This is a genomic window from Phaeobacter sp. B1627 (genome assembly GCF_006265095.1).
In the GTDB taxonomy this organism is placed as follows: Bacteria; Pseudomonadota; Alphaproteobacteria; order Rhodobacterales; family Rhodobacteraceae; genus Epibacterium.
In genome coordinates this window covers 107,071-123,357 of the sequence record NZ_VCNK01000016.1, presented here as the reverse complement: position 1 = coordinate 123,357, position 16,287 = coordinate 107,071, and the positions used below count along the sequence as shown (strand labels likewise).

Annotated in this window: 13 protein-coding genes; 2 read left to right on the top strand and 11 right to left on the bottom strand. The window is 61.5% G+C overall.

What is annotated here, in order from left to right:
* Nucleotides 1-165 precede the first annotated feature (165 nt).
* The 7 genes from FGE21_RS09620 to FGE21_RS09590 all read right to left on the bottom strand — a co-directional run bounded on the left by FGE21_RS09620 (nt 166) and on the right by FGE21_RS09590 (nt 7,221).
* Nucleotides 166-891, bottom strand: coding sequence for a haloacid dehalogenase type II (locus FGE21_RS09620; RefSeq protein ID WP_218062772.1), 726 nt, complete (start codon nt 889-891; stop codon nt 166-168).
* Between the two features lie 191 nt (nt 892-1,082).
* Nucleotides 1,083-1,769 (bottom strand): D-lyxose/D-mannose family sugar isomerase, encoded by a 687-nt coding sequence (locus tag FGE21_RS09615; protein WP_139663075.1) that lies wholly within the window; start codon nt 1,767-1,769, stop codon nt 1,083-1,085.
* Complete coding sequence (locus tag FGE21_RS09610) at nt 1,766-3,043, bottom strand: trehalase family glycosidase (RefSeq protein WP_139663074.1); 1,278 nt, start codon at nt 3,041-3,043, stop codon at nt 1,766-1,768. The genes FGE21_RS09615 and FGE21_RS09610 overlap by 4 nt, the downstream gene beginning before the upstream one ends.
* A 20-nt stretch (nt 3,044-3,063) precedes the next feature.
* Nucleotides 3,064-4,107 carry an ABC transporter ATP-binding protein gene (locus FGE21_RS09605; protein ID WP_139663073.1) on the bottom strand — a complete coding sequence of 348 codons (1,044 nt, stop codon included), beginning with the start codon at nt 4,105-4,107 and terminating at the stop codon, nt 3,064-3,066.
* A gap of 29 nt (nt 4,108-4,136) precedes the next feature.
* Nucleotides 4,137-4,979: a carbohydrate ABC transporter permease gene (locus tag FGE21_RS09600; RefSeq protein ID WP_139663072.1), complete on the bottom strand. Its 843-nt coding sequence runs from the start codon at nt 4,977-4,979 to the stop codon at nt 4,137-4,139.
* Nucleotides 4,976-5,821 carry a carbohydrate ABC transporter permease gene (locus FGE21_RS09595; protein ID WP_139663071.1) on the bottom strand — a complete coding sequence of 282 codons (846 nt, stop codon included), beginning with the start codon at nt 5,819-5,821 and terminating at the stop codon, nt 4,976-4,978. The genes FGE21_RS09600 and FGE21_RS09595 overlap by 4 nt, the downstream gene beginning before the upstream one ends.
* 131 nt (nt 5,822-5,952) lie before the next feature.
* The gene (locus FGE21_RS09590) at nt 5,953-7,221 is read right to left on the bottom strand and encodes an ABC transporter substrate-binding protein (protein ID WP_139663070.1); all 1,269 of its coding nucleotides are present in this window, start codon (nt 7,219-7,221) and stop codon (nt 5,953-5,955) included.
* A 224-nt stretch (nt 7,222-7,445) separates the two neighbouring features.
* Between FGE21_RS09590 and FGE21_RS09585 the strand changes: the two genes are divergently transcribed.
* Nucleotides 7,446-8,480: a LacI family DNA-binding transcriptional regulator gene (locus FGE21_RS09585; RefSeq protein ID WP_139663069.1), complete on the top strand. Its 1,035-nt coding sequence runs from the start codon at nt 7,446-7,448 to the stop codon at nt 8,478-8,480.
* Nucleotides 8,481-8,619: 139 nt separating this feature from the next.
* Here FGE21_RS09585 and FGE21_RS09580 read toward each other — a convergent pair whose 3' ends face one another.
* From FGE21_RS09580 to FGE21_RS09565, 4 genes are all read right to left on the bottom strand, one after another.
* Nucleotides 8,620-10,623, bottom strand: coding sequence for a S8 family serine peptidase (locus tag FGE21_RS09580; RefSeq protein WP_139663068.1), 2,004 nt, complete (start codon nt 10,621-10,623; stop codon nt 8,620-8,622).
* 11 nt (nt 10,624-10,634) lie between these two features.
* The gene (locus FGE21_RS09575; protein ID WP_139663067.1) at nt 10,635-11,810 is read right to left on the bottom strand and encodes a phosphatase PAP2 family protein; all 1,176 of its coding nucleotides are present in this window, start codon (nt 11,808-11,810) and stop codon (nt 10,635-10,637) included.
* A gap of 33 nt (nt 11,811-11,843) precedes the next feature.
* Nucleotides 11,844-13,469, bottom strand: coding sequence for a winged helix-turn-helix domain-containing protein (locus FGE21_RS09570; protein ID WP_176695404.1), 1,626 nt, complete (start codon nt 13,467-13,469; stop codon nt 11,844-11,846).
* A 167-nt stretch (nt 13,470-13,636) separates the two neighbouring features.
* Nucleotides 13,637-14,281: a hypothetical protein gene (locus FGE21_RS09565; protein WP_139663065.1), complete on the bottom strand. Its 645-nt coding sequence runs from the start codon at nt 14,279-14,281 to the stop codon at nt 13,637-13,639.
* Between the two features lie 260 nt (nt 14,282-14,541).
* On the opposite strand from FGE21_RS09565, the gene FGE21_RS09560 reads away from it, so the two are divergent.
* Complete coding sequence (locus FGE21_RS09560; RefSeq protein WP_139663064.1) at nt 14,542-15,870, top strand: hypothetical protein; 1,329 nt, start codon at nt 14,542-14,544, stop codon at nt 15,868-15,870.
* Nucleotides 15,871-16,287 lie beyond the last annotated feature (417 nt).

Genomic DNA, 16,287 nt, shown 5'->3' with positions numbered 1-16,287 from the left:
AACCCCCTACCTGCCCTCCGAGCCGCATTCATGTATCGTCCGGCCTGTGAAAAAACCGCCCCCCAGTGGGCGGCGGTCAAGTGGGAGGCGGTCAAAAGAGCGCTTTGGCGGCTGGGCCGATCAGTCTGACCAAGCCGGCTGAGCTGACTGGTCTGACTGGACCGTTTACCCGGCCAACTCGGCCTGATGAGCTCTGACCATGTCCATCATGCTATTGAACCGGAAATCATAGGTCGGCAGGTCACCCGGGTTCATCGTGGCGCCAAATCCGTCCTTGTCATGACGCCGGTAGATCCAGCAATTGGCAAGCCCATGCCTGTTGGCCGGGGCGTGATCGTGAAACATGCTCTCGGCCGTGTGCAGGATGTCCTGTTTCCCGATACCGCGGCGGGCCAGTGTGTCCAGCATATAGTCAAAATTGCGATCCGCCGGTTTATAGCTGCCGATATCCTCGGCCGTATAGACACCGTCAAAGGTCACGCCCAGCCGGGCATTGGAGCCGGAAAACGACAGGTTGTCGGTGTTTGTCAGCACGATCAGCTTGAAATGCTGCTGAAGATAGGCCAGGGCCTCGCGGCTGTCGTCAAAGGCGGGCCATTGGCGCACCGAAAGACCGTAGGCCACGCAGTCCTCCCAGGTGACCTCGACCCCCCATTCCTCGGCCATGCGGCGATAGACGACAGGCAACAGTTCATAGTACTTCTTGGCCGGTGTCCATTTCTGGGTGGTGGACTCGTAATATGCATGCGCCTCAAGGATGTCGTCGCGGGTCAAACTGCGGCTGACCTTGTCGGTCAACGGCTTCAGCCCGGCAATCATGCCACTTTCCCAATCGATCAGCGTACCATAGACGTCGAAGGTCAGCGCCTTGAAATCGCTCAGTTTCATCATTCATCCTCTCCTGTCGACAAGAGCCACCGCCGCCCCGCAGGTCGCGGCCGGACAGGCGCCTCTGTCACGCATTTTCCGTCAGGTCGCAAAGGATCCGACCACAGGCTTTCTTGTGACAGGCGCAGAGATTTTGGCAAGCCATCCGGCAGAAAAAAGAAAGACCGGCGACCCGCAGCGATTACCTGCCGGGATCAAACCAGCCAACGGGCATAATCGCTCACCAGAAGATGGGTCGGGGCGACGTCTTCTTCGATCTCGGCAAAGCGACCGATCGGTTCGCGGAACAGATTGTCGGTCTCGTCGTCATTGACCGTGGAGACCTCGCCGATCAGGACGTCCCCGCCCTCGCCCCAGAAGGCATGCCAGTCGCCAGGCATCAAGGTCACGCTTTCGCCGGGCGCCAGAGCCAGCTTTTCGCCGGGCGCATAGTCGCGCCGGATGCCGTCACACCAGACCGAGCCACCACGATCGGCGGCGAACCGGCCCTGATCGTCGGACCCGAAGAGCTCGATCACAAGGGTCGCGCCGCCGCGGTTGATGATGTCCTCGGCCTTGATCACATGGGTGTGCATCGGGCTCAGCTGATCCTGCCGGGAAATCAGCAGCTTTTCCGCGTAACACATGCCACGGCCGTTCTGCAGATCCGCCAGGCGGCCATTGCGCAGCGTGAAGAGAAACAGCCCCATCTCGTCAAATTTTCCGGCGCCATAGTCGGTGATGTCCCAGCCACAGCGGGCGTCGATCAAATGACGCGCCGCGTCTTTGCGGGCCACGAAGGTCTCTGGCGACCAGGAGGCAAAGGGTGGCAGGACGAAGCCGTAACTCCTGATCATCTCATCCGCGTTTGCCATGATCTCGTTGATGCGCGAGCGTTTCATTCCACCCCTCCCGTTTGCTTGAGAAACTCGATCACCATCGCCGCGGTCCAGGTAAAATGCGGACCACCGCAAGGGGCACCGGTCATGGGGTCGTAATATTCCGAGAAGCCGCTTTCGACAATCAGCTTCATCGAGTCGCCGACGATGCGGGCCGCGATCTCTGTGTGACCATCGCGGTTCAGCCCGTCCGCAATCATGTAGTTCACGATCAGCCAGGCCGGGCCGAGCCAGTATCTCTCGCCGTCATATTCGGGTGCATGAGGGTCATGGCTCGGGATCATATAGGTTGTGCGCCGGGCCAGATCCTCCAGCCGGGCCGCAATCCGTGCCGATCTGTCCGGCGCGATGGCGGTGAACACAGGCAGCAGGCCGCCCACGGTCAGGCAGTCCACCGGCGCGCCGATGGCGCGGTCATAACAGAGGTATTGCTGATGCCTGTCGCTCCACAGATGTTCCATCGCCGCCAGCCCCTTGTCGGACTGCGTTTTGGCCCGTGCCCCAATCGCAGGCTCGTCCAGCTGCTCTGCCAGCCAGGCCAGATCGGCGCAGGAGCGCAGCAAAATGGCGTTGAAGCCCGGGTCCACCACCCGAAACGGCGAGGCATCATGCAGTTTCGCCGTGTCCCACCCCTGCGCGCGGAAGTGTTTCACCAGCCAGATGTAGCGCTGGTACTGCTCTGTTGTGGGCCTATGCGCAGCGGCGGCGTGCTGGATATCGCGACGCTGGAAATCGCCCACTCCCTCGGTCGGCACCCGCGACAGCGCCGCGTTCCAGTCAGCTGAATTGTCCCGTCCCGACTCCCAGGGATGAATGATCGCAACCAACCCCGTTTCCTCGGGGTCCCGGGTCGCAAAGAACCAATCGTGCCAGGCCTGGATCTTTGGCAACAACGCCTTTGCCCGCGCGCGTGCCGATGGCAGGTCTTTTGCCCGCTCGAACAGCTTGCGCACGGCAAATCCGGTCACCGCCGGCTGACTGATGCCGGAGGTGGGCACGGGCCGCTCTGTGCCCCAGACCGAGGGGCCGGGAAAATAGCCTTCGTCTTCCTTGTGAAAGATGATGTGCGGCACCATGCCGTCCGGCCATTGGTGATCGAACAGGGTTTCGATCTCGGTCCAGGCCCGGGATTCATTCACATAGGATTGCCCGAGCGCGGATAGGGCACTGTCCCAGTTCCATTGAAACGGGTAGAGCCCGTGGGTAGGCACCGTGTAGTGACCGAGATCATTGCGGGCAAGGATCTCGACCGCCCCGTCATAAAGCGGGTGGCTCATCGTGTGTTCTCCAGAAGACTTCAGGCGATGGAAAGAGACGTGTCAGGATCAAACCAGCGGATGCGGTCCGGCATTGCCGCCAGCTTCAGCTCATCTCCGGCGCGCACGGTCATATCGCTGTCCAGAATGGCGCGGAACATGGCGCCGCCCACATCGCAGGTCAAAAGCAAATGCGCCCCGAGCGGCTCCACCAGGCGGACCCGCGCCTCCAACCCCTCATCCGCGGGGCGGACATCCTCCGGGCGGATTGCAAACTCCAACGCTGTGGCCGGGACATCGGGGCCATCAAAGACCTGATTTGCCACTGCCCAGCGCCCCGCTCCGGTGTTGCGGGCAGGCAGGAAATTCATCGGCGGATTGCCGATGAAACCCGCCACGAACCGTTCCGCCGGATCGCGGTAGACCTCAACCGGTGAGGCCGCCTGAACAATGCGGCCCTGATGCATGACCGAAATCCGATCCGCGAGGCTCATCGCTTCGACCTGATCATGGGTGACATAGATTGCGGTGGTATTGCTCTCGGCCAGAACGCCTTTCAGCTCCGCCCGCATCTCCAGCCGCAGCAATGCGTCGAGGTTTGACAGCGGCTCATCCATCAGGATCACATCCGGCTCCATCGCGAGGGCGCGCGCCACTGCGACGCGCTGGCGCTGGCCTCCGGACAATTCGCCGGAATACCGCGTCAGCAACTGTTCAATATGCATCAGCTCTGCCGTGCGGGTGACCCGTCGTGTCACCTCGTCATTGCGCATTTTCTGCATTCGCAAGCCAAAGCCGATGTTTTCAAACACCGTCAGATGCGGAAAGACCGCGTAGTTCTGAAACACCATCGCGATGCCACGATCCTTGGGCGGCAGATGATCGATGCGCCGCCCGCCGATCCAGACCTCGCCGGTGGTCTGGGTTTCAAGACCTGCGATAATGCGCAACAAGGTGGATTTGCCGCAGCCCGAGGCCCCGAGCAGCACCATGAATTCCTGGTCGGCAATGGTGAGGTTGATGTCATGGAGCGCCTGGTAGCTGCCAAAGCATTTGGCGACATTCCGGATCTGAATTTCAGCCATTTTAGTGTCCTTATCGTCTGTCGCGTGCCCTAGCGGTTCGCGATGCCCCACATGGCAAACAGGTATTTGCGTACTGCAAAGATGAAGATCAGCGCCGGCACCACGAGGATAAACCCGCCCGCAAATTTCAGATGCAGCGGCGCTTCGCCCAGAGTCTGCAGCAAAAACGCGGTCAGGGTCCGGTTCTCGATGGTCAGAACGGCGGCGGCAAAGACCTCGTTCCAGGAGATCACAAAGGCAAAGATTGCGCTTGCCGTGATGCCCGGAAGGATCAGCGGCAGGACCACTTTGGTGAATGCCGTCAGCCGCGTGCAGCCGAGCGTCCATGCGGCCTCCTCCAATTCCACCGGAATGCCGGAAAACAGCGAGAACGTGATCAGGACGGCAAAGGGAATGGCCAATGTCGTATGGACCAGCGCCAGCCCGAAGGCCGTGTCATCCAACCCGGTGCGAATGAACATGACCGCCAGCGGCAGCGCCAGCAACGGCAGCGGGAACGCACGTGTCAGCAGGATCAGCAGCCGGAACGCCTCCTTTCCGCGGAACTCGAACCGCGACAGCGCATATCCGGCGGGCGCCCCGATCAGGATCGACATCACCATTGTCAGGAATGCCACCACGATGGAGTTCTTCAGCGCCGTCAGCATGCCCTGAAACCCCGCAAAGAAGGTCAGACTGCCAAGGTCGAATTCCGGTACGAAGGATTTCGGAAAGCTGTTCACCGTCTCTGGCGCCGACAGCGTGTTGATCAGCAGGAAGTAGAGCGGCACGATCACCCAGGCACACAGGAGCGTCACCGAGGCCGCATAGAGCCAGCGACCGGTTTTGCGGGTCTGGCCCTGATCGGGCAGAAGCACGGCGGTATCGCTCATATCGTTGCTCCTTTCGGGACGCGCAGAACGCGCAGGATGATAACCGTGAAGACGATGGAAATCCCCAGTACGATCAACGCCATGGCCGCTGCGGCGCCGCCGTTCTGCAGGTCAAACTGATAGGCATAGATCTCGCCCATCAACACCGGCATCACGGTCCCGCCGAGGGCTGCGACGACGGCAAAGACTTCGAAGGCCAGCACGACCCGCAGGATCAAGGCGGTCTGCAGCGACGGACGCAGCATCGGCAATGTGACCCGCAGGAACCGCTGCCAGGGAGAGGCGCCAAAGACCTCGGCCGCCTCATAGTATTCTTTGGGGATCAGGCCGATGCCCGCGACCAGGATCACCAGCATGATCGCCGTCGCGCGCCAGATCTCGGCCAGGGCAATGGCGAGGAACACCATGCCCGGGTTCTGATAGGACAGGAAATTTACCGGCCCGTCCGCCAGTCCAAGTCCCGTCATCATCGAATTGAGAAAGCCGGATTGCTCAAAAATCGCGAGCCAGATGATCCCCGCCGCCAGATCGGAAATACCCAGCGGGATTGTCCAGATATAGAGGACAAGATCGCGGCCCTTCTTCATGCGGTTCACCATCGTCGCCATCAATAGCGCGAGCGCCAGTTGAACGGGCACCACAAGCGCCGCCAGGAGCATGGTATTCTTCAATGAAATCGGGAACTTCCAATAGCTGACCACGTCGCGGAAATTATCCAGCGACAGGCCGTCAGCGCCGCCAAACGCCTGCGCCGCAACCAGCACGAACGGATAGAGGAAGAACAGACACAGAAAGAGTGTGACCGGCAGGATCAGCACATAGGGGAGCAATCGGGCGTTCATCAGCGCGCTCCTGTCTGAGGGCACAGAGCCCCGGAGAGTGGGAGAAGGAGTTTCGGGCAAACGGTCCGGGCGACAGGGCTATGAGGCGCCCGGACCTGGGGTGTTTTGGCGAATGTTGCCGGGGTGCGCGATTATTCGACCGGGCATGCTCCGTCGGATGGGGCATCGGGGGCCCAGCATGGCGCACCGGTTTCTTCCATGATGGCGGCCAGCCTGCCCTTTTGATCATCCAGCACACGGCGGATATCCTGCCCGCCCAGAATGATGCGCTCAAAGCTGTCGACGAAAACCCGGTTGAAATCTCCGCCCTTGTCTCCCAGCCCGGCAGGCAACAGCCCGGGGTTGGCATCCGGCGATGCGCTCATTTTGGCAACCGCCGCACCCGACGCCTTGACCGAGGGGGGCAGGTCATCCGGCAGATCCACATTCACCACCGGGAAGAAATTCGTCGCCCGCAGGGTCGCGATCTGCGTTTCCGGTTTCAGCATATAGGCAACCAATGCCTTGGCCGCTTCCGGATCCGGCGCGGTGGACGGAATGGCGAGCCCGGCCAGAACCGGCATGAAGCCGCGTCCGGTCGGACCTGCAGGCGCGGGAAAGGCGACAAAGTCATCGGGCCGCTCGTTGAACGCCTGCGCCAGACGGGAGGTGTGGTCAAACACAATCCAGGCATCTCCGTTCAGCAACTGTTCCTGCATAAAGGAGAAATTGGTCGAGGCCGGGTTGGTGTGCTGCCACAATTCGCGGAATTTTTCCCAGGCCACCACGGCCTCGTCCGAGGCAAAGGTGCGCACCACGCCGTTGGTATAGGACGGATAGAGGTAGCCCTGGAAAAAGCGGTGCTTCAGCCCCTTGGGACCGGCGGGAAAACCGAATTTGGCATCTCCGGTTTCATCATGAACATTCTTTGCCCATGCGATCAGCTGATCATAGGTCAGGGCGTTGATATCAGCGCCCTCCGGCAGATATTCCAGCGCCTCCTTGCTGGCCGCCATGATATAGCTCGCCTGCATCCAGGGCACATATTGCAGAGTCTCCGTGCCAAGCTTGGCCAGCCCGTTGAAGGTCTCGCTGCTGGACGCGACACCCAGATCCCCGAGATCGGTCAGCGCATCCGGGTTCATCGCCGAGAAATTTCCGTGCAGCGCGCCCAGAACGTCGATGGAACCGGATCCGGCCTCCAGCTCGGCGTTCAGCCGGGTGAGCCATGGTCCGTCCTCGTTGGGCTGGTAGTCCACGCCCCCCTCGAAACCGGACAGAACCTGCTCGCGCATGGCCTGCGCCTCCTCGACGGGGCGAGCCTGCGTGGACCAGAACAAAACATCAGCGCTCAGCGGTGCCGTCGATGCCACAAAGGCAGCAGCGGCCACTGCACTGGCCAGTGCATTCAATGATTTCATAACTTCCTCCCTAGTCGGACGCAGCCTCTCCCTCTCTTGGGAACTTGCGACTCGCCGCGATGTCATCAACTGTGATATAACGATATACCAAGGTCAACGAAAAATATCCGACTCGCTGTCTCGGCCCATATTTTCCGAGGACTGACGGTTCGTTTTTCCTTGAAGACCGGCGGGGCATCCCGCATCCCTGTCCAAGTTCAACCACCAGCCGATTGCATCCGAACGTGTCAGAAAAACCTACACTCAGCACTGTCGCCCGCGCGGCAGGTGTCTCCGTTCCAACCGTCAGTCAGGTACTGCGCGGGACCGGCAGGATTTCGGAAAAGACACGGCAAAAGGTATTGGAGACCGCACGCCGGCTCCAATACGTTCCCGACTATCGGGCCGCTGCGATGCGGTCCGGAGAAAACCGGGAGATCGGCTTTATCATCAACCAGCTCTCGAACCCGTTCAACGCAGAGGTCGTCAGTGGTGCTCTCGATTTGCTGGAGGACGAGGGCTATCTCGTATCGATCCTCGACGCGCGGGACGATGCCGACCGCCAAGGCCGTCACGTACAGGCCTTCATCAGCCATGGACGCGGCGGGTTGCTGTGGGTTCCGGCGGTGGACACACCGGATGAGACCTACGACCTGCTGGCCTCCCGCAGCATCCCGACCGTCACTTTCCTGCGCCAGGGGCGGGCCGATTTTGATCACCTTGGGGTCCGCAACGCCCAGGCCACAGAGCAGGCAACGGATCATCTGGCGGATCTGGGGCATCACCGCATCGCCTATTTCGGCGGCACCATGAACACCACCGTCCGGCAGGACCGCATCGCCGGCTACAGTCGTGCCATGCTGCGGCGTGGCTTGGAGGATCCGCTGATCTGGCCCTGCGGTGACGGAAAAGTCGCAGGTCTGGAGGCCATGCAGGACCTGCTGTCGCAGCACCCCGATGTGACGGCCATTGTGTGCAATGGTGACATGGTTGCGCTCGGCGCCTGTCTGGCGCTGATCCGCTCTGGCCGCACCCCGGGCCGCGAGGTGTCAGTCATCGGCTTTGACGGCATTCAGGACGCAGCGGTTGCGACCCCGCCTTTGACCACCCTTGCGGTCGAACCACAGATGCTCGGGCGGGAACTGGCGCGGATGCTTCTGCATCGCATCGAGGCGCCGGACAAACCGGTGACCATCTCGGAGGCTCGGGTGGAGCTGCGTCTGGGGGAAACGACCGGCCCTGCCCCGCCGCGCATACCGGCCGCCGGTGCCGGACCCTAGCGCAGGTTTCGCACAGGGGCACGGACACGGACACAAACCTGCGCACGAGCCCGGACAAAAGCCTGTCGCAGGCCGGGGCGTCGCAGACCGGGGCACGGCGTCGCCAACTTCACGCCATGCGGTGCCGCGGACTGACCCGCTAGACGTCGATCCGCACCCCTCCCGCCCCGGAGCGTGGCGGATCATCGCCCCCCTCCAGGTAAAACGGCGCCCGCTTGACGGCCCAGCGGCTCCAATCTGCGGCCCCCGCCTCCCATTCACCGATCATATCCGCTGCGTAGCGCGCGACCCGGGGGGCGGCAACGCTGGTGCCGGACATGCGGGCGGAGGATCCGCTTCGCGATCCCGCCCCTCTGACACCGCGCATAAGGTAGCTGTCATCGCCCAATGCGGCGAGGTCGGGGCCGGAGCGGGCCGGGGCGGAACCCGGCACCCGGGGTGTCAACGGGCCGGCCGCTGAATAGCCGGACACGCGCGCTTCGCGTTCGGAAAACGCCGCGACCACCAGTGGAGAGGCACCACATGCAAAACCGCTCAACGATCCCGACCGCCGGATCGGGCAATCGGTCCCTGGTGGATCAACAGCAAGCGGCCGGCCGAAGGGATCAAAGCGCTCATAATCGGAATTGCTGAACCAGGCCTGTCGCCCGCCGGAGCGTGTCCCCGGCAGTGTTTCATCTCTGCGGATCCAGACATGCACCTCTTCGTCCGGGATCATATCCGACGAAGAAATCTTGATTGTCCAGTTGCCGGCCGGTGCCAATGGGGCGCGCCCCGCCAGATGGGCGGTCGGGCTGACCGAGAGCGTCACAAGCGCGCGTTGCGTCGCTCCTGCCTCGTACTGACAGGCCAGACGCGCGATCTCGGCCCCCTGATCATCCACCAGAGACATGCTCTGGCCCGGTTTCGACGTGATTGCCCCGCTCTGACCTGTGGGCGCCGTGACTTGGACTCCCACCAACCCCGGGCGGCTCTCGGTATCATCGGTGGGCATCCACATCTGGACCATGGATGGCGTGCGGTCGTCGGGTTGCACCGACAGGGACAGTGTCGTCGCCCGCCTGCCCCGTGCGACCGCATGCAGCCGGGCCAGGTTTATATTGCCGGCCGGCAGCGTCAGCCAGGCCTTCTGCTGATCCGGCGCCAGCGCCCCCTCTGGCCCGAAGTAATGTTCGAACAAGGCAGAGAACAGTCCCGTCCCGTCATGGGGACCGCCGGAATTCCCAAAGGAAAAATTGAAGATCACCGGCGCGCACTGTCCGTTTGGCAGCCGGAAACGGCGCGCCTGCTTGAGCAGGATGTGAAAGGCCAGGTAGAGCGTCGGCAGCGAGTCGACGCCCGTGGTGTCCTCCACCAACCGCGCAGGCAGCGCCGCGCAGATCACCGGACGATTGCGACACCCCGCCCGCATGGGATGTCCCGCGGCGACCCCGGCAACCAAAGTCCCGTGAGAGGCCTGGCGGGCAACCGGCGACACCGTTCGGGCGGCCCAGTCCACCACCGTCGTTTGCTGATAAAAAACATCCTCATCCAGCACGTCATTGAAGGTGGACCGGGCCAGCACCTCGTCAATCTCGGCCCGCCCGAAGGCGCGCCCGACCGAACAGTGCCCCCCGGCAACCGGCTGTGCCTCAAAAACAGTGGCATGCTCGACCCGGCTTTGCTCGGGGCCCTTGCGCAGCAGGTCATGAGCAATCGCGATACCATCGTCGACCACGGCCATCACCACCGTATCCTCCGGGACAAAAAGCGCCTCCAGATCCGTGGCAAGGGCCGCAGGATCGAGGTATTTCTCAGCCGTGATCGCACCAAGCTGCAGCGCAACGACATGGAAGCGATTTGATCGCTTGTTCAACGCCTTGATCAGGGGCTGGCGGGCATAGATGGCCACCGGTTGTCGCGCGAAAACCCGGGCGCGGTCCGTTGGATCGTATGCCACAGGGATCAGCAGGTCTGCGGAAAATGCGCCGACCGCGGCTTCGAAGGTTTCGATAGAGACATCGGCAAGCTCTATCAGCACCGACCACCAGGTCTCATCGGGTGCCTCCGGATGATGCGCCGCCGCCAGAAACAAGCGGAAATCGCTTGCGTGATCCAGTATATCCTCGGCCTCTGCATCGGGAGTTTGGGTCCACCTATTCATGGCTTTGCCCCTCACTCGACATCCAGGGAAATATCCCGCCACTCGCCCTGCGCCTTGGTCCAGAGCCACGACAGCACCGGCGGCACATCAAAACCCGGGTCGGCCTTCTGCGGGCGGGACTGCATCCAGGTTCCGAGCCCGGACCGGGCTGAGGATTTCATCTGGTCACCTTTGACGCTATAGATCTGGTGCCAGTCGAAATCGTGCTGCGCGTCAAAATTTGCCCCCTCGAAAGAGGCTGCGCACCACTCCCCGCCACAGCATTGAGAGAAGACATGGTCCGCCAGAGTGCAGCCGAGGATCGCCCCCGCCACGCTGTCTACGGGGAAATGCACGCCGGCAACCGTGCGGTTGGTTGCAATCCGGGCCGCAAGTCGCATCAGCATCTCACCCCAATACTCATTTTCGGTGTATTGGGGCAGGCCGCTGCCAGCAAGCAGCTTCCAGATCAGCCGGGCCATCAGGAAGGCCTCGGTCGCATGGCCGCTCGGCAGGCTGCCATGGGTGGGGGTGGCAATCATCGGCTGGATCTGCGGCGAGAACAGCACCGGCCGCTTGACCGCAAGGGCGTATTTCATCCGTTGTGTCACCGCCGTCGCAAAGCCCAGCGCCGCATGAAGCAGCTCGATGGTATAGGGGGTGCGCGCCGGGTCGATAAAACCGATGGTCGTATAAAACGGCAAAGGGGCAGAGACCTGCGTCATGATCTCGGCAGAGCGGTCGGGGCGGATTTGCGCGTAGCCGGACACCAGCGCCATCTGGGTCTGGAACTGCTCCACGGTTGGCGCGGTCATTTCGACCATCCGGTCATAGACAAAAGCGCGGCGGCGCCCCTTTTCCTCAGCACGGCGCCACAGCACCGCCTGCGGTTTGTCACCATCCGCTTCAAAGGTCACATCCACGGTGGGGCCAAGTTCGGCCTGATAGATCGCCGCCCGCACCCCGGCTGCAAGGCGTGGCAGATTGCGCACATCATTTGCGGCCCCCGGGCGAATAGGCCCGACCGGATCCAGCTGCGCGCCGGTGATCCCGTCATGTGTGGTCAGGAAGGCCCCGGACAGGAGACCGTTGTTGTTGCTCGGGGCGCCGTAGGCGTTATAGGCATTGTAGGCGTTATACGCGTTGTAGGCATTATACGCGTTATATGCGTTATACGCATTGTAGGCGTTCTCCGGAAAAATGCTCATGCTGAATATCCCTTGTTTCAAGCTGTATCGAATTCAGTCAGGGACCCCTGCCTCACGTAACATGTCGGCAAAACGTCGCCCGTTTTGGTAATGCGCACTGGGTGACGCCTTCAGCCAGCCGCTGACGCTGAGATCGGGCTGGAGCTTCAACAGGGCTCCCGCCGTCTCGCGGGCGGTATCACCCTTGCCCATACCCACCTGCGCCACGGCCAGCGTGCGCAGGGTTGAGACATGGGTCCGGTTCAGCCGCAGGGATTCCTTTGCCAGGGTCTCGGCCCGTGCAAAATCATCCACCGCAAGATTGGCCGCCGCCGCAAACACGAGATAGAAAAACCGATGCGGATCAAGCGGCGTCAGATGCAGCGCCCGTTCCGTGTCGCGCTTGCCCAGGGCCCCGTTATCGCGAAAGGTTTCCAGCATCCCCCGCAATGCACGCCCCTGAGCGTCATTGGGATTTCCGGAAAGTGCCATCTCATAGCGCTCTGCCGCCGCATCGAGCTGATGGGACATATGGGTCAGAACCTGCCCCTCGCACACAAGCGCCAGCGTGTGACCGGGATCGATATCCAACGCGCGGGCGGTAAACCCAAGCGCCACCTCGGCCTCGCGCTTCGGGTCATCTGTCCATCCCTGCACGGTCCGCAACAGATGCCAACGTGCCAACCACGCCAATGGGGCGGGATTGCGCGGCGCGCGCTGCGCCGCATATTCCAGATGCTCCCGCGCCTCGTTGAAATCGGCCGGCGACAGCCTGTGCATCAGGCCAACCGCGCCATGCAGCAGGCTGAACAGCTTCAGATCAGGCAGCGCCCGGGTCCTGACCCGGCGCACCTCGTTGACCATGATGGCATTGCGGACGAGCGATACGATGCGGTCGACCCAATCCGTATCGGTCAGGATCGTGGGAACACGCAGGCGCATCCGGTCGGACCAGAGCACAAAACCGCTTTCGGTTTCGGCAAATTCAACAGAGAGCGTGGCCGTGTCGGCTTCGCTCAGCAAGACGCCGGAAATCACGAAATCCGCGTTGAGAACCTGCCGCAGGTTTGCAAATGAGCCCCGGACATCCTGAAATTGCTCCGTCGAAAGGCGCGAAATGATATTGACGTCCCGCGACCGCCCCAAAGCGCCGGAAATCTCATCCGCGACAAACACCCCCAAGGGATCCTGACCGGTGCCGGACAGGTTCCGCAGTGGCAAAATGGCAAGTGTCGGCAGGACGTCACGCGGATCGAGATCCGCCAGCAAGGTCTGCCCGCCCTGTGCCGGTGCAGGATGTGGAACGCGCGCCACCGCAGGCGGCGGGCGCAGCACCTCACCCTGCAGCAGGTAGCCGCGTTTGCGCAGGGTCTTCAGCAGCGCATGATCCCGATCTCCAAGCGCCCTGCGGATATCGGCAATACACTGCGTCAGGCTGTCGTCGGTGACCGAAATGCCTCCCCAGACCTGCAAAATCAGCTCGTCGCGGGACACCACCGCGTTCAGATGACCAACCAGAATGCGCAGGACCTGCGCCGATTGCCAGCGCAAGAGCACCTCTTCGCCGGTGGCGGAAATGAGCCGGTCCGTCTCCCCACAATAGGTTGCGCCGCCCAATTGGATGGGTTTTGCAATCTGTTGCCCGTATGCAGGGCTGTATTGCTCCCGACCAGTCGACAAAAAGTCTTTCTCCGCAACATTTTTTGCCCGCACCCGCACCCGGGACACGGCATAGGAAAGCCCCTCCCTCCGGCACAGGTTGGGCGCGCTTGCCTTCGGTCGGTATTGTGCCGGAACCGGGGCTGGAGGACGGTAGCAGTCATTTCTCTGCAGATACAGCCCGCGCATTAACCTTGCTCCCGCAGGAACAGAGCTGACCCCTGCGCTGCAACGCAGGTCAGCCCGTCAACGCCGATGGATTGCATCGTGCGAGAGCATCGGGCCGATATGGTGATGTTCTCCACCCCTTCGGAGAGCGCCGGGGGAAGGGCCGGGTCGTCAATCTGAATTCCCATCATATGCGGCACGGTCAGACAGGTCATCACAAGCCAGCCGTGTAGACCGATCTGAGCCTGCGACAGGCCGACCGCCGGAGGAAGCGCCGGGAACACCGTGACAAGATCGGTCAGCTCTTCCAGCTTGACAAGTGGCGCGGACGCGTCAGCCAGAAGCGGTGCGAAACCTGCCGCCCGGCACCAGTCCCGTGCCATGCCAAACCTACAGCGCGGCCCGGTTGATGTGCAATACAACCAATGCGTCTGCACCGTCTGCCCATCGGCGTTCACTCCCGAGCAGGAGTAGGGAGCGCCAACGCGCAGACGGTCAGTGGAAACGCCAGCATCAAGGATCAACTCGCAAAACTGATGGTTCATGATACGCCCGTTGATGTAGCGCCCCGAAGCGGCTGTCAGTACAGGCGCCACCTCGATGGGAAGATTGCTGTAAAAGGGAAATATGCTGATCTCGCGCAGTCTGGTCACTTCTGTCTGCACGCGTCGGCGCTCCCTCGTCATCTCATCTGTAGCGGCAACCCGATTGTCGCCTCCCGCCCAGCATTGCGGGATCGGGCGGCGGCGTGCCTGAAAACAATACGAAATTAACCTGAAATCTAAAATCGGGCCGCCGGGCTGGTTTCGGACAGCTTTCGGCGAGACATCAGGATTCACGCCCCCCAGAGGGTCAGACTGATGCTGCAGAGGATCAACAGGGTCCCTGCGGCCAAACGGCCATAAACCACCTGGAGGAAATACCGATGACCGATCTCAGCAAGGCAAAAGCAGCCGTACTCGAGCAATTCAAATCGAGCCTGCCCCCCGGCGTGCCGACGCCGGAACAATTCACCATCCCGGAGATGATCACCCGTCCGGTACTGAATGTGGGTGTGCTCGAACACGGGGCCCATGACATCATTGCAGGGACATTTGTGCCCGGCACGAATGGCAAGCTCAACAGCTGGTCGACAGCCGATACCTTCGTCAACACCTACCGCCAGATGGTGGAGGATATGGCCTATGGCCTCTCAGTCGCTGACCAGAACAAAATCACCAGCCTGGAAACCAAGAACGCCGATGTTCTGGGCCGGCTGGTCAGCACCTGGGAGAAAACCTTTGCGCCGATTACCGCAGAGCAAATGACAGCAGCCGGCTTTGCCAATGACAAGGTAGGCTATGTCGTGTCGCACTTCACGTCGAAATTCAAGAAATCCTTAAACTGGCCCAAATTCGCCGCGGACTACAATTCCGCCGAGGCCGATATCACAATCATGTCGAATATCAACTCTGCCAAGTTGGACTTCGCAAACCAGATCACTGCGATCAAGGCCAATATCGCATCTCCCTCGTCGACCAATGGCGGCATCCAGTGCTATGATCGCAACAACAACAAGGTCTGGCTTGCCGGCTATAACGTCGATCCGAATTTCCCGTCAAAATTCAACAACGGCCAGACGGTCAAGATCACCATCGAGCTGACCGATGTGGGGCAGTCGTCCTCAAGCTTTACGATCGACGGCAAGGTCGGCGGCTCGTTCCCGATCGACTTTCTGACGGTCGCCGGAGCGTCCAGCGCGCAATACAAAGAAAGCCATTTCCACCGGCTGATGTCGAAGGCCAAAATCGAGCTGGAGTATGACAACGTCAGCTACCTGGCCGCTTCCCCGTCGAACCTGACCGCAAACAATACCATTGGCTGGTATCTGGCGCTGATCCTGAAGCAGGCAGCCGCCAATACCTCTGCTGATACCGGACCGTTCTTTGTCTCCAATGAGGCAGAGCACAAGGCGGTGCTTCAGGGCGGCGGATTGCAGGCATTGCGCGGCCTGCTGGTGTCAACGATGCCAAAAGGCAAGATGTTCTTTTCGTCGGACGATTACAGCTCGTTCCAGAAATACTTCCACACCCAGTCCCACGCGTCAGTCAGCCTCTTCGGCTTCATCCCGCTTGGCTCGGTCAACACCTCCTACACGAAGTCGTCCAGCGGATCCTCGGACAAGAACTACGCGATGGAAGTCGACCTGAACCCCTCCGCGGACAAGAACAACATGGTCGTTCATGGCGCTGTTCTGGACAATCCTGTGCAATAGCGACAGCTGCACAAACACCGGACCGGTCCCTTTGCTGGGGCCGGAAAAAAGGAACGCGCAGCTTCGGCGGGGCTGCGCGTTTTTGCAAGCCATCACACCGATGTGTCCTATGATCCAAAAGAGAATGCAGATGTAGGCCTGCCCCCGCCGTCACGACAGTCGGTGAGAGCATGGGCTGGATCGCCCGCTCCGCAGGGCACGCCCATAGCCGCGACCTGTGGGCGACCTGTGCGCAACCGACGACACGCCCGACAAGCTGTTTTCCCTGACGCGCTCGGTCGCAACTCCGGCAACGGTTTCCTGCTGCCTGCCGTGTCCCCGTCGCAAAAGGCTGCGTATGATGCGCGATGATGCTAGCACGGGGTATGCAAGTCGCATCGCGCGGATATCTTTGTCCGCTGCATGATGCCAGCGCGA

Excerpts from the sequence above, each read along its gene's own strand:
- FGE21_RS09620 (WP_218062772.1), bottom strand. The coding sequence starts at position 891 with ATGATGAAACTGAGCGATTTCAAGGCGCTGACCTTCGACGTCTATGGT.
- FGE21_RS09615 (WP_139663075.1), bottom strand. The coding sequence starts at position 1,769 with ATGAAACGCTCGCGCATCAACGAGATCATGGCAAACGCGGATGAGATG.
- FGE21_RS09610 (WP_139663074.1), bottom strand. The coding sequence starts at position 3,043 with ATGAGCCACCCGCTTTATGACGGGGCGGTCGAGATCCTTGCCCGCAAT.
- FGE21_RS09605 (WP_139663073.1), bottom strand. The coding sequence starts at position 4,107 with ATGGCTGAAATTCAGATCCGGAATGTCGCCAAATGCTTTGGCAGCTAC.
- FGE21_RS09600 (WP_139663072.1), bottom strand. The coding sequence starts at position 4,979 with ATGAGCGATACCGCCGTGCTTCTGCCCGATCAGGGCCAGACCCGCAAA.
- FGE21_RS09595 (WP_139663071.1), bottom strand. The coding sequence starts at position 5,821 with ATGAACGCCCGATTGCTCCCCTATGTGCTGATCCTGCCGGTCACACTC.
- FGE21_RS09590 (WP_139663070.1), bottom strand. The coding sequence starts at position 7,221 with ATGAAATCATTGAATGCACTGGCCAGTGCAGTGGCCGCTGCTGCCTTT.
- FGE21_RS09580 (WP_139663068.1), bottom strand. The coding sequence starts at position 10,623 with ATGAATAGGTGGACCCAAACTCCCGATGCAGAGGCCGAGGATATACTG.
- FGE21_RS09575 (WP_139663067.1), bottom strand. The coding sequence starts at position 11,810 with ATGAGCATTTTTCCGGAGAACGCCTACAATGCGTATAACGCATATAAC.
- FGE21_RS09560 (WP_139663064.1), top strand. The coding sequence starts at position 14,542 with ATGACCGATCTCAGCAAGGCAAAAGCAGCCGTACTCGAGCAATTCAAA.